The organism is Arsenicicoccus sp. UBA6765 (genome assembly GCF_002453335.1).
GTDB lineage: Bacteria > Actinomycetota > Actinomycetes > Actinomycetales > Dermatophilaceae > Arsenicicoccus > Arsenicicoccus bolidensis.
Genome location: NZ_DKGR01000018.1, coordinates 130420 through 142552, shown reverse-complemented (window position 1 = coordinate 142552; position 12133 = coordinate 130420). Strand labels below are relative to the sequence as shown.

11 protein-coding genes are annotated in these 12133 nt (G+C 73.3%); 7 read left to right on the top strand and 4 right to left on the bottom strand.

Annotated features, from left to right (window positions below; translation table 11 throughout):
- Positions 1 to 40 precede the first annotated feature (40 nt).
- Positions 41 to 1264 carry a 5-(carboxyamino)imidazole ribonucleotide synthase gene (locus B4K29_RS05080; protein ID WP_286966547.1) on the top strand — a complete coding sequence of 408 codons (1224 nt, stop codon included), beginning with the start codon at positions 41 to 43 and terminating at the stop codon, positions 1262 to 1264.
- Positions 1261 to 1794, top strand: coding sequence for a 5-(carboxyamino)imidazole ribonucleotide mutase (gene purE / locus B4K29_RS05075; protein WP_034251826.1), 534 nt, complete (start codon positions 1261 to 1263; stop codon positions 1792 to 1794). Before B4K29_RS05080 ends, purE begins: the two co-directional genes overlap by 4 nt.
- Positions 1795 to 1891: 97 nt before the next feature.
- On the opposite strand, the gene B4K29_RS05070 is transcribed toward purE, so the two are convergent.
- Positions 1892 to 4150 carry an FG-GAP-like repeat-containing protein gene (locus B4K29_RS05070; RefSeq protein WP_286955692.1) on the bottom strand — a complete coding sequence of 753 codons (2259 nt, stop codon included), beginning with the start codon at positions 4148 to 4150 and terminating at the stop codon, positions 1892 to 1894.
- Positions 4151 to 4271: 121 nt separating this feature from the next.
- Here B4K29_RS05070 and B4K29_RS05065 point away from each other — a divergent pair, with 121 nt between their 5' ends.
- On the top strand, positions 4272 to 5426 hold the full coding sequence (locus B4K29_RS05065) for an acyltransferase family protein (protein ID WP_286955693.1): 1155 nt from the start codon (positions 4272 to 4274) through the stop codon (positions 5424 to 5426).
- Here the strand turns inward: B4K29_RS05065 and B4K29_RS05060 are convergent.
- From B4K29_RS05060 to B4K29_RS05050, 3 genes are read right to left on the bottom strand one after another with little or no spacing between them, the layout of a single operon-like run.
- A complete protein-coding gene (locus B4K29_RS05060; protein WP_286955694.1) occupies positions 5380 to 6165 on the bottom strand; it encodes an SDR family oxidoreductase in 786 nt (261 codons plus the stop codon). The two genes, B4K29_RS05065 and B4K29_RS05060, sit on opposite strands and share 47 nt — an antisense overlap.
- Positions 6162 to 7019, bottom strand: coding sequence for a cytidylyltransferase domain-containing protein (locus B4K29_RS05055; RefSeq protein ID WP_286955695.1), 858 nt, complete (start codon positions 7017 to 7019; stop codon positions 6162 to 6164). The genes B4K29_RS05060 and B4K29_RS05055 overlap by 4 nt, the downstream gene beginning before the upstream one ends.
- Positions 7016 to 7999, bottom strand: a complete 984-nt coding sequence (locus B4K29_RS05050) for a Gfo/Idh/MocA family oxidoreductase (protein WP_286955696.1) — start codon at positions 7997 to 7999, stop codon at positions 7016 to 7018. The genes B4K29_RS05055 and B4K29_RS05050 overlap by 4 nt, the downstream gene beginning before the upstream one ends.
- Before the next feature lie 154 nt (positions 8000 to 8153).
- On the opposite strand from B4K29_RS05050, the gene B4K29_RS05045 reads away from it, so the two are divergent.
- Genes B4K29_RS05045 through B4K29_RS05030 form a run of 4 tightly spaced genes read left to right on the top strand, consistent with a single transcriptional unit; the run spans position 8154 to position 12131 of the window.
- Positions 8154 to 8834 (top strand): NeuD/PglB/VioB family sugar acetyltransferase, encoded by a 681-nt coding sequence (locus B4K29_RS05045; RefSeq protein WP_286955697.1) that lies wholly within the window; start codon positions 8154 to 8156, stop codon positions 8832 to 8834.
- Positions 8831 to 9901, top strand: coding sequence for an N-acetylneuraminate synthase family protein (locus tag B4K29_RS05040; RefSeq protein WP_286966545.1), 1071 nt, complete (start codon positions 8831 to 8833; stop codon positions 9899 to 9901). Before B4K29_RS05045 ends, B4K29_RS05040 begins: the two co-directional genes overlap by 4 nt.
- A complete protein-coding gene (gene neuC / locus B4K29_RS05035) occupies positions 9898 to 11076 on the top strand; it encodes a UDP-N-acetylglucosamine 2-epimerase (RefSeq protein ID WP_286966544.1) in 1179 nt (392 codons plus the stop codon). The genes B4K29_RS05040 and neuC overlap by 4 nt, the downstream gene beginning before the upstream one ends.
- Positions 11073 to 12131 carry a nucleotidyltransferase family protein gene (locus B4K29_RS05030; protein WP_286955700.1) on the top strand — a complete coding sequence of 353 codons (1059 nt, stop codon included), beginning with the start codon at positions 11073 to 11075 and terminating at the stop codon, positions 12129 to 12131. The genes neuC and B4K29_RS05030 overlap by 4 nt, the downstream gene beginning before the upstream one ends.
- Positions 12132 to 12133: the final 2 nt, after the last annotated feature.

Genomic DNA, 12133 nt, shown 5'->3' with positions numbered 1-12133 from the left:
CGCGTGGTGGCGGGCGCGGCCGCACCGTACCCTGTGGCCTGTGACATCTCCCCGCACCGCACCAGGTGGATTCCCCGTCGTCGGCATCATCGGGGGTGGACAGCTGGCTCGTATGACGGCACCTCCCGCCGTCGGGCTCGGCGTCACGCTGTCGGTGCTGGCGGAGTCGGAGACCGCGTCGGCCGCGCAGGTCGTGCCCTCGTCGCCGGTCGGTGACCACACCAGCATCGAGGACGTGCTCGCCTTCGCGCGGAGGTGCGACGTCGTGACCTTCGACCACGAGCACGTGCCGCCGGAGGTGATCGCCGCCGTCCAGGACGCCGGGGTCCGGGTCGAGCCGTCGCCCGACGCGCTCCTGCACGCCCAGGACAAGCTGGTCATGCGGCGCAGGCTCAGGGCCCTCGGCATCCCCTGCCCGGACTGGGCGCACGTGACGAGCCGCGCCGACCTCGAGGCCTTCGGCCGACGGGTCGGCTGGCCGCTCGTGCTCAAGACGCCGCGAGGAGGCTACGACGGCAAGGGGGTCCGGGTGGTCACTGGCCCGGACGACGCTCGCGACTGGCTCGACGCCGTCGAGGCCGCCGGTGCCGGTGGGACCGACGGCGAGCACGGGACCACGATGGCTGACGGGCTGCTCGCCGAGGCCATGGTCGGGTTCACGCGCGAGCTGGCCGTCCTCGTCGCCCGCTCGCCGTCCGGGCAGGCCGCCGTCTGGCCGGTCGTCGAGACCGTGCAGACCGACGGGATCTGCACCGAGGTGCTGGCCCCCGCGCCGGACCTCGACCCCGAGCTGGCCTCGCGGGCGAGCGAGTCCGCGCTGCGCATCGCCGGGGAGCTGGGTGTCACCGGCGTCATGGCGGTGGAGCTCTTCGAGACGCGTGACGGCGACGGCCGTCCGGCATACCTGGTCAACGAGCTGGCGATGCGCCCCCACAACTCGGGCCACTGGACCATCGACGGCTCGGTCACGAGCCAGTTCGAGCAGCACCTGCGGGCGGTCCTCGACCTGCCGCTCGGCTCGACCCGCTCCCGGGCGCGCTGGACCGTGATGGGCAACGTCCTCGGCGGCGACTACCCCGAGCTCTACGCGACCTACCGCCACCTCATGGCGCGCGACCCCGCGATGAAGTTCCACCTCTACGGCAAGGACGTGCGCCCCGGCCGCAAGATCGGGCACGTCGACGTGAGCGGGGACGACCTCGACGACCTGCGGGCGCGAGCGCGCCACGCCTGCGACTACCTCCAGGGAGTGATCACCGAATGACACGGTCCGACCATGACTCTCAGGGCCCGGCCGTCGGGCTCGTGATGGGCTCCGACTCCGACTGGCCGGTCATGGAGCAGGCGGCGCTGGCCCTCGACGAGCTCGGCATCGCCTACGAGGCGGACGTCGTCTCGGCCCACCGCATGCCGACCGAGATGATCACGTATGGCGAGCAGGCCGCCTCGCGCGGGCTGCAGGTGATCGTCGCCGGCGCCGGGGGTGCGGCGCACCTGCCCGGGATGCTCGCGGCCGTGACGCCGCTGCCGGTGATCGGGGTCCCGGTGCCGCTGAAGCATCTCGACGGCATGGACTCGCTGCTGTCGATCGTGCAGATGCCGGCCGGCGTGCCGGTCGCGACCGTGTCGATCGGCGGCGCGCGCAACGCCGGCCTGCTGGCCGCGCGCATCATCGGCTCTGGCCCGGGTGAGGAGGCGCGGCGCGTGCGCGAGGCGATGATGGCCTTCCAGGCGGCGCTGCGCGACGAGGCGCACGCCAAGGGCGAGAAGCTGCGCTCCCGCCAGTCCTCCTGACGTCCCCCGGGTGCGCGAACGACGGGCTCGTCCGGCAACGGCCCGACGCACGTGAAGGGGCCCGCGCCACTGCGCGAGCCCCTTCACGTGCGGGTGGTCAGGACTGCCAGGTGTAGGACAGGCCGCCGCCGCCCACCTGCTGCTGGAAGTCCGGCCAACCGAGGCTGGACTCGTCGACGAAGGGCACGTCCCGCAGGAGACCGTCCTGGGAGATCATCAACAAGCTGTTGAACCAGCCGGTGAAGCGCTCGGGGGCGGTCATCTGGGGGATCGCGGCAAAGCTGCCGGCGCGCGGCTGATAGACACCCGCGAAGGTTCCGGCCGCCACGCCCTTGGACGTGTAGACGCGCAGGGTGCCGTCGTTGCGGTTGCGGACGAGCAGGTCGAAGTGGTTGTCGTAGTTGGCGTCGCCGACCCCGAGGATCACGTTGAAGGGCGCCCAGCCGGTCCCCAGCTGCACACGGGGGGAGAACATGCCGGCGCCGGGCGAGCTCGTGCGCCCGTTGCCGGGGTACAGCCACAGCACGCCGTTCCAGTCGCGTGCCACGAGGTCAGGCTTGGTGTCGCCATCCCAGTCGCCGCCGAACGCCGGGACGTACTTGTGCCAGCCGCCACCGATGGAGATTCGCGGCTGGAGGCTGCCTGCGGCATTGCCGCGGTACAACCACAGGGCGCCGTTGGGCTCACGGGCGGCAAGGTCGCCGTGGCCGTCGCCGTCCCAGTCGCCGACCGAGAAGACGTGGTTGTAGACCCCCCAGCCCGACCCGAGGGACGTGCGCGGGGCCGACAGCGGACTCTGCGGGCTGGTGCTGTTGCGGTAGAGCCAGAGCGTCCCGGAGGCATCCTTGGCCAGCAGGTCGTTGTACCCGTCCCCGGTGAAGTCGGAGGTCGACTTCGGGGAGGTCTGGCGGACGTCGAAGTACCTGGCGACGGCGAGCGGATCGCTTGCCGTCGCCCCGCCCCGGGTCAGCTGGGGCGTGCTGTCGGTCAGGCGGTAGATGCCGGTGTAGGCGTCGCCGTTGGTGGCGTCGGCCGGCGTCGGGTCGGTGTCGATGCGCAGGTAGTAGGCCCGACGGTCCTGCGTGAGCCGAGGATTGGCCACCCGCTGCCCGACCGCCCCCCGCCACCGCACCGTGACCTGGCCCGCGGGGCTCACGATGGCGAGAGAAGACGACTGGTCGCCGTTGCGGATCGCCGCCAGGATCGCCCCGTTGGCGGCGACCGACACGTCATAGGCGCCCGGGGCGCCGATGACGGACTGGGCTCCCGTGGCGGTGCTGGTGCGCACCAGGTCGCTGGAGCCCCCAGCGGCGTGACGCACGCCCACCGTGGTGATGCCGTCGGCGAGGAACGTGGAACGCTCGGGCACGACGCTCCCGGCGGTGCGGGGCACCGTGGTGGTGGCGCCGGTGTCGAGGACCCTCACCATGGTGCGCAGGGCGACACCGTCAGTGTCGTAGACCGTCCAGACGAGCTTGCGTCCATCAGGTGAGAACGACGGCTCGGAGTGGTAGTCGGTGCCGCCGGGAGCGACGGTGGTGACTGCCCCGGTCCCGTCCGCGCGACGCAGGACGAGGTCGCCGCCCTGGGAGGCGTTGGCACGGGTGACGGCGAGCCACATGCCGTCGGGGGAGAACGCTGGGGTCTCGGTGCCGGCGTCGGAGCCGACCGGGATGCCGGCGGACGTGTCGTTCTGCATGACGAGCGGGCCGTTGTCCCACGTCGACACCACGAGGTCGGGAGTGCCACGCCCGGCATCCTCGAACATCGCGAGGCCGTCGACGGGATTGCCGTTCCCGTCGACGAACGAACAGGTCTGCACCCCGGTGGAGAACGGCACGACGAGGCGGTACTCCACCGGTGCGTTCGGCGCGGTGTCGCGGTCGACGGCGACGCCGGCGGACCCGGCGGCCGCGGTCACGGCTCGCCACTGGGTGCCCGTCGAGATGCGCCGCTGCACGGTGATGGTGCCGGTCGGGGCGGCCGACGGCGTCCACAGCAGCGCGGTGCGATCGCGCAGCTGGGAGATGTCCAGGTCCAAGGCCGCGCACTGCGGGGTGACCGCGGTGGCGGAGCCTGTGGTGGAGCCCTGTCGCCTGGTGGCGCCCCTGCGGGTCGAGGTGCCCTCCTGCATCCGGCCCAGGTCGACGGTCTCGGGGGAGGAGGACGGTCGGGCCGGGGCGGGACGAAGCCGCTCGGCGGACGACGTCGTCGTCATCCGGTCACGGTTCGGGCCGGCACCGTTCTCGGCGGAGGCCGGCCCGACGGCGGGTGCGGCGAGAGCGATGACCAGGGAACCGGTGACGGCGAGGGGCAGACGGGAGGTTCCCCGCTGCAGGCGTAGACGTTGGTACATGTCTCCCCTTGTTACTAAGAGTGATGAATGGCTACATAGTGCCATCCCTGGGAGATTTCTGGCAGGCGGCTCACGAGAGTCCTTCGCGGGGTGCCGCCTGGTGGTCGTTAGGGTGGCGGCCATGACCTCGGGCCTCAAGCACCAGATGACCTATTTCGACCTGGTCCGGGGTCTGTCCGCCCAGCTCGTGGTGCTGGGGCACGCCAGCGTGCTGGCCCTGCCGGCGCTGTTCGCCGCCCGCGGGCGCGATGGCCGCCTGGGCGCTCGGCCGGATCAGTTCCACGTCCAGTCCTACGGCGTCGTGATCTTCCTGGTGCTCTCCGGCTACCTGATCACCATGTCCGTGCAGCGTCGGCGACGCGACCCGTCCTACGGCTTCCGGGCCTATCTCGTCGACCGGTGGGCCCGTATCTTCACCCCGCTGCTGCCCGCGATGGTGGCCGTCGTCCTCATCGACCGCCTGGTCTTCTCCGGCAGTGCATCCTCGCGCTTCATCGTCGTGAGGCACGACATCACCACCGTGCTCAGCAACCTCCTGATGCTGCAGGACAACTCCGTCCTGCGCCAGGCTGCCGCCGCCACGGGAGCGCCGCTCGCGGCACGGTCTCTGGGCAGCGCAGCGCCGTGGTGGACCGTTGCCTTGGAGTGGTGGATCTACGTCGGGTTCGGCCTGGTCGCCCTCGTCCTGCTGCACCGACCGACGACCGGGCGCGGCCTCGCCGCCCTGCCCGCGCTGGTCTTCGCGGCTGCCACGGTCCTCGGCACCGTCGAGACGGGGAGCGGCTTGATGCTCTCCTGGCTGGTCGGTTTCGCCTATGCCTGGTGGGCGCCGGCGATGCGGGCCGTCCCACGGTCCGTGCACGCGGGACTCACCGTTCTGGCGGTCCTTTGGCTGTGGTGGTGCTTCGACGTCGTCCACCTCGGGGTCTACGCTCCCACGGTGTGCGTCCTGACGGGGGTGGCCGTGGTCTCCGGCTTCCACATGCTCGACTGGTCACGGGTGCTCGGCCCAGCCCGCGGGCCGGTGGCCTTCGTCTCGGACTACTCCTACTCGCTGTACCTCGTGCACTTCTCGGTCATGATCTGGCTCGCGCACCTGGTCGAGGGCCGCGTGACGGGGATCGAGCTCTACGTCCTGCTCGTGGCCGCGGGCAACGGGGCGGGCGTGTTGTGGTGGTGGTTGTTCGAGCGGCACTTCGGCCGCGTCCGCGACACGCTGCGGCGGGTTGTCACCAGGCCGTCCAGCCCCCGTCCACGGCGATCACCTGTCCGGTGACATAGGCCGACTCGTCGGACGCGAGCCAGCGCACGACCCCGCGGAAGTCGTCCTCCGTGGCCATGCGCCGCAGCGGCGTGAGGCCCTCGTAGCGCTCGACGAACTCCTCGGCCTGCCCGCGCGCGATCCCTCCGGGGGCGAAGGCGTTGCACCGCACGTCGGGGGCGAGCACCGTCGCGAGATAGCGCGTCAGCTGGGCGATCCCGCCCTTGGACGCGCCGTAGGCCGCGGGGTTGCCCATCACCGTCCCGGCATACAGGCCCATGTTGGGACCGACCAGGCCGTAGATGCTGGACACGTTGACGACGCTGCCGTGGCCGGTGCGCCGCAGGAGCGGCAGCAGGCGCCGGGTCAGGCTGAAGGGCACCGTGAGGTTGAGCCGCAGCGCCAGCTCGAAGGCGTCGTCGGTCTGGTCCTCGAACGGGACGGCATAGCCCGGGACGCCCGAGGTGCCGGTGAAGGCGGCGTTGTTGACGAGGACGTCGCAGGCGCCCAGCCGCTCGACCTGCGCCACCACCGAGGCCAGGGCGTCGGCGTCCAGCAGGTCGCCGACGATCCCGCGATGATCGCCAGCGGGCAGCTCGGCCAGGGCCTGGTCGACCAGGTCGGTGTCGCGGTCGACCAGGACCACCCGGGCACCGGCCTCGGCGAGCGAGGCGCACAACGTGCGTCCGAGCGGGCCGGCCCCGCCGGTCACCACCGCGGTGCGGCCCTCGAGGGACCCGGCGTCGCCGCTCATCGCCCTGCCTCCTGCCGGTCGCCGTCGTCGCTGTCGCTGTCGCTGTCGCTGTCGCTGTTGCTGCCGGCGCCGAGCCACGGCAGGTCCAGCAGCCCGGCGCCCAGCAGCGCCTCGATGAGCCGGAACTCGTACTCGTCGTCGATGGAGAAGGCCTGCGGCTCCGGGATCTCGTACATCCCGTGCCGGCCCTCGTCGAACCAGGACACCTGCAGGCGGCGCACGAAGTCCGCCCGCCAGACGTAGAAGTTGCCATTGATGCGCAGGAAGCGGCCCGTGTCCTGGCGGCGGGTGACACCCCGCCCCTCGGCGTAGTAGCGCTCCACGGGTCCGGACGGCGTGGTCTCGCGGACGCCGACCCAGGTGGGCTGGAAGGTCGGCTCGGACACGCTGATGACGCCGTCGAGGTCCGGGGAGTCGTGCAGCTGGGAGATGGCCTCGGCGATCTGCTGCGGGATCCGCGAGGGGCTGGTCGGGTCGAGCAGGACGAAGACGTCGTAGGTCGAACCCTCCTGCTGCTCCACGGTCTCGAGCGCGTGCTGCATCACCGGCCCCATGGGGGTCCAGTCGGTCGCGAGCCGGTCCGGACGCAGGAAGGGCACGTCCCCGCCGTGGGTGCGCGCCACCTCGGCGATCTCCGGGTCGTCGGTGGAGACGATGCAGCGGGTGATGCCCGGGCACAGGGCGGCGGCCTTGATGCTGTGGCAGATCAGGGGCAGCCCGGCCAGCTCACGGACGTTCTTGCCGGGGAGGCCCTTGGACCCGCCCCGGGCGGGGATGACCGCGAGCACGCGCGGGGCGCCGTCGCCGGGCTCCGCCGGGGTCGGGGGAGCGGGCTTCCTGGTCGGGCCGGTCATGGGGTCCTCCGATCGGGACGGGTGGGGGCCGACGGGGGGTCGGTCCCCCGGGCGCGATCGCACAGGCGCACGGTCTCGAGCGCCTCCGCGAGCGTGGGTGGTGCGGCGGGGTCGGCCGGTGCCGCCGGGCCAGGGCCCTCGTCGAGGAGGGCCCTGGCCTGACGGGCCATGATGGCGTTGCGGTCGGCGTCGTCGGCGTAGGTGCGCTCGTGCCGCTGCCCCTGGGCGTCGACGTGGACCACGGTGTGGGACAGCACGTCCCAGTCGACGCGGAGGTCGGGTCCGTCGAGGCACAGCTGCCGACGGCCGGGTCTGGAGACGTAGTCCAGCCGGGCCAGGACCCGGTCGCCGGCCGGTGTCGTCCACGCGAGCGTCGCGGCCTGCTCGGCGCTCATCTCCAGGGGGCCGGAGCGGTCGAGGGCGGCCCAGGACAGCTCGGGCCGCCCGAGCAGGGCCGTAGCGTAGTCGAGCTCGTGGACGAGGTCTCGCAGCACCCCGCCCTCGTCGGCGCGGGCGGAGTAGCTCTCGCGGTAGTCGCGCCCCGGCCGCCAGTCGGGGAGCCAGGACTGGCAGGAGACGTGGGCCGACAGCGGTCGGCTCGCGCCACCGACCAGGTCGAGGACAGCGGCGTAGGCCCGGTGCCCGCGCAGGGGCGCGGCGACGCGCACCCGGTCGGCCCGACCGTGCCGGGCCAGCGGCTCGGCGTCGGCGGCGGTGGGGGACAGGGGCTTCTCGACCAGGACGCGGTCCGCCCCCGCGTCGAGCGCGGCCACGGCGTCACCGACGTGCCGTCCGGTGTCGGTGGCGACCACCACGAGATCGGCCCTGGCGCAGGCCGACGGCCCCTCCTGGTCGTCGAGGATCCCGGCAGCCGGGGGGCGCGGCCGGACCGGCCACAGGTCGACGGAGAGGCCCAGGGAGCGCAGGACCTCGACGTGCCGTGCGCCGATCGACCCGCCCCCTCGGACGACTGCGTGCACGGGCACCTCCTGGCTGCGATGTGCGCCCCATGGTGCCACGCGCCTGCTGGGCCGGCGGGGTCACACGCCGCCGTCCTGCCCGTCCTGCCCTGCCCGCCCGGCCCTCCCGGCGCGGGGGCGGGGGGAGAGCGGCGCTCGTCACTATGCTGGACGGGTGCCCGCACCGAACCCCCAGACCGACGCCCCGTGGGCCGTGCTGGGAGCCGGGGGCCACGCACGCAGCGTCGCCGACGTCCTGCGCCGCGCCGGGGCACGGGTGGTGGCCGTCAGCGGCACCCCCCAGGGCGCCTGGCCGGGCCACGTGCGGCTCCTGGCCGACGACGCGGCGGCCCTCGCCCTGGCACGCAGCCAGGGGGTTGCCCTCGTCCCCGGGATCGGCGCCAACCACGTCCGGCTGCGAGTCGTGGACGCCGCGTGGCCGCACGCCTCGATGCCGCCCGTCGTGGCCGCCACCGCCACCGTCGCCCCCGACTGCGCCGTCGGCGAAGGCACCGTCGTGCTGGAGCACGCGCACGTCGGTCCGTCGGCTCGCATCGGCCGAGCCGTGATCGTCAACACCGCCGCCGTGGTGGAGCACGACGTCGTGGTGGGCGACGGCGTGCACGTGGCGCCGGGGGCCGTGGTGCTGGGGGGCGCGAGCGTCGGAGACCTGACGCTCGTGGGCAGCGGGGCCCGCGTCCTGCCCGGGGTCCGCGTCGGGGCCGGATGCGTGGTGGCGGCGGGCGCGGTCGTCATACGGGACGTGCCCGACGGCCACCGCGTGGCCGGGGTCCCGGCGCGCAGCATCGACGACCATGACGACGAGCAGGACGAGCAGACGGAGGAGCAGCAGTGAGCGTGCGAGCAGCGAGCATCGGGGACAGGACGATCCCGACCGAGCGGGACGTCTACGTCATCGCCGAGGCCGGGGTCAACCACAACGGCGACCTGGAGACCGCCCACCGCCTGGTCGACACCGCTGCCGAGGCGGGCGCCGACGCGGTCAAGTTCCAGACCTTCGACGCGGCCAAGCTGGTGTCGAGCGTCGCCGCGACCACCCCGTACCAGCGGGACCGCGGCGGTGCCCAGGACCAGCGATCGCTGCTGGAGGCGCTCACCCTGCCGATGACGGCGTGGGCCGAGCTCCAGGCCCACACCCACGAGCGCGGGCTGGAGTTCCTGTCCACCCCGTTCGACCTCGACAGCGCCCACGCGCTCGCCGAGCTGGGCCTGCCGGCGATGAAGGTCTCCAGCGGCGAGCTCACCAACCTGCCCTACCTGCGCGAGCTCGCCCGCCTGGGCGTGACGATGCTCGTCTCGACCGGCATGGGCACCTCCGACGAGGTCGCCGCGGCCGTCGACGCCTGCGCCGAGGCCCCCGGTCTGGTGCTGTTCCACTGCGTGTCGGCCTATCCCGCGCCCATCGAGGAGTGCAACCTCCGCGCCATCCCGGCGATGCAGGCCGCGCACGGCGTCCCCGTCGGCTGGTCCGACCACACGCCCGGCCTGCAGACGGCGCTGGGGGCGGTGGCGCTCGGCGCCCCCGTCCTCGAGAAGCACTTCACGCTGGACCGCACGATGCCCGGACCCGACCACATGGTGAGCCTCGAGCCCGCCGAGCTCGCGGACTACGTCAGGTCCACCAAGGCCCTCGCGGTCGGTCTCGGCGACGGGGTCAAGGTGCGCCAGCCCTCGGAGCAGGACAACGCGGTGCTCGTGCGCCGCAGCTGGCACGCCGGCCGTGACCTGCGCGCGGGCTCGACGCTGGACGGTGCGGACCTGTCCCTGCTCCGACCCGAGGGCGGCATCAGCCCGGCCGTGGACATCCGCGGGCGCGTGCTGGCCCGCGACGTGGCTGCCGGCGCCCAGATCGTCGACGCGGACCTCGCCCCGGACGCACCCGCCGCTGGGGCGGCCCGATGACGCAGGCCCCCCAGAGGGTGGCGGTCTTCGTCGGCACCCGGGCCGACCTGGGCCCGCTCTCGCCCGTCATCACCGCCCTGGCCGACGACCAGGACGTCGAGCTGCACCTGCTCACCGGCGTGGCCTACGACGTGGACTCCCTGGCGTCCGCGCTGCGTGACGTCGCCCCGCACGCCGTGGTCGACGGGCGCCTCCACGCCCTGTGCCCGCCGGTCGAGCACCTCGACCCGGCGGCCGTGGTCCGGCACGGCGCCCACCTCGCGGAGGGCGCGGGGCGCCTGCTGCCCGCGCTGCGCCCCGACACCCTCGTGGTCCTCGGCGACCGCTGGGAGCTCCTCCACGTCGTGCCGACGGCCTTCCTGCTCGGCATACCGGTCGTACACCTGCACGGCGGCGAGGTGACCGAGGGGGCCGTCGACGAGCGGGTCCGCCACGCCGTGACCAAGCTCGCCGACCAGCACTGCGTGGCGTCGCCGGACGCCGGACGCCGTGTGCGGCAGATGGGAGAGCCTGCCGACCGCATCCACGTGACCGGCGCGCCGGGGCTCGACCGGCTCGCGTCCTCCACTGCGCTGACCGACGCCGAGCTCGCCGACCTGCTCGGCGTTCCCGTGCTGCGACCGCTCGCGATGTTCACCTACCACCCGCCCACCGCCGAGGGCGACGTGCCGGTGGGGGAGTGGGCGGCCGAGGCCCTGCAGGCGACCTTGGACACCTGCGGCACCGTGCTCGCCACGCACCCGGGGCTGGACACCGGCCGCGAGGAGATCCTCGCCGTCCTCGAGCAGGCGGCGCTCGACCACCCCCAGCTGGTGGTCGTCGAGTCCCTGGGCAGCCGCTACCCCCGGGCGCTGCACGCCGTCGACGTCGTCGTCGGCAACTCCTCGTCCGGGATCATCGAGGCCGCCAGCGCCCACGTCCCCGCGGTGGACGTCGGCGAGCGGCAGCGGGGACGACTGCGGGGCGACAACGTCATCCACGCCGCCGAGGGCTCCGCCGCGGTGCGTGCCGCGATCGATCGTGCCCTGTCGCCCGAGGGCCGGGCCGCGGCGGCGGCCGTGGTCAACCCCTATGGTCGTGGGGACGCCGCCGCGCGGGTCCTGGCGGTGGTCCGCCGGGCGCCGGCGAGCGACCGCACCAAGCCGTTCGCCGAGATCGAAGGAGCCGACCGATGACCGCGCGCGACCTGCACCGCACCTGCATCGCCGAGACGGGGACGATCCGTGAGGCGCTCCAGGTGATCGACGCGGCCGCCACCACGGTCGCGCTCATCACCTCGCCCGACCGGGTGCTGCAGGGGCTGCTCACGGACGGGGACATCCGGCGTGCTCTCCTGGCCGGCGCCGCCCTGGACGACCCGGCCCTGCCGTTCGCCACCAAGACCCCGTCCACCGTCAGCGCCGGGTCGCCCCGGGCCCTCGTGCTCGACCTGCTGCGCGCACGACACCTCACCGTGGTCCCCGAGGTCGACGAGGGTGGCCGGCTCGTCGGGCTGCACACGCTCTTCGACGTGGTCGGCAGCGAGCCGCTGCCCAACGTCGCCGTGATCATGGCCGGTGGCAAGGGGACCCGGCTCGGCGAGCTCACCAGGGACCGCCCCAAGCCGCTGATGACCGTCGCCGGGCGCACCATCCTCGAGTGGATCATCCTCAACCTCGTGGGCGACGGCATCCGCGAGATCTACGTCAGCGTCAACTACCTCGCAGAGCAGATCGAGGAGCACCTGGGGGACGGGTCCCGGCTCGGGTGCCAGGTGCACTACCTGCGCGAGGAGCCCGACAACCCGCTCGGGACCGCCGGCTCGCTGACGCTCCTGCGCGACCGGCGCCCGGACCTGCACGACCCCGTCCTGGTGATGAACGGTGACCTCATGGTGCAGTTCGGCGCCCAGGAGCTCATCGACCGGCACGAGCGCAGCGGGGCCCGGCTGACCATGGCGACCCGCAGCTACCAGCACGAGATCCCGTTCGGCGTCGTGGACTGCGACGACGCGGGCTTCGTGACGGGGATCAGCGAGAAGCCGACGATCAGCGTCGACATCAACACGGCCGTGTATGCCGTCGACGCCGACGCCCTCGGGCTCCTCCCGGACGGGCGACCCAGCACCATGCCGGAGCTCGTGCAACAGTTGCTGGACCGTGGTGATCGGGTCGCCACGTGGACGATGTCATCGGATTGGATCGATGTGGGCACCCCCAAGGACCTTGCCCGCGCGAAAGGACAGGCGTGAAC

Coding starts and splice junctions, on each gene's coding strand:
- purE (WP_034251826.1), top strand. CDS start 1,261: ATGACACGGTCCGACCATGACTCTCAGGGCCCGGCCGTCGGGCTCGTG.
- B4K29_RS05070 (WP_286955692.1), bottom strand. CDS start 4,150: ATGTACCAACGTCTACGCCTGCAGCGGGGAACCTCCCGTCTGCCCCTC.
- B4K29_RS05065 (WP_286955693.1), top strand. CDS start 4,272: ATGACCTCGGGCCTCAAGCACCAGATGACCTATTTCGACCTGGTCCGG.
- B4K29_RS05060 (WP_286955694.1), bottom strand. CDS start 6,165: ATGAGCGGCGACGCCGGGTCCCTCGAGGGCCGCACCGCGGTGGTGACC.
- B4K29_RS05055 (WP_286955695.1), bottom strand. CDS start 7,019: ATGACCGGCCCGACCAGGAAGCCCGCTCCCCCGACCCCGGCGGAGCCC.
- neuC (WP_286966544.1), top strand. CDS start 9,898: ATGACGCAGGCCCCCCAGAGGGTGGCGGTCTTCGTCGGCACCCGGGCC.
- B4K29_RS05030 (WP_286955700.1), top strand. CDS start 11,073: ATGACCGCGCGCGACCTGCACCGCACCTGCATCGCCGAGACGGGGACG.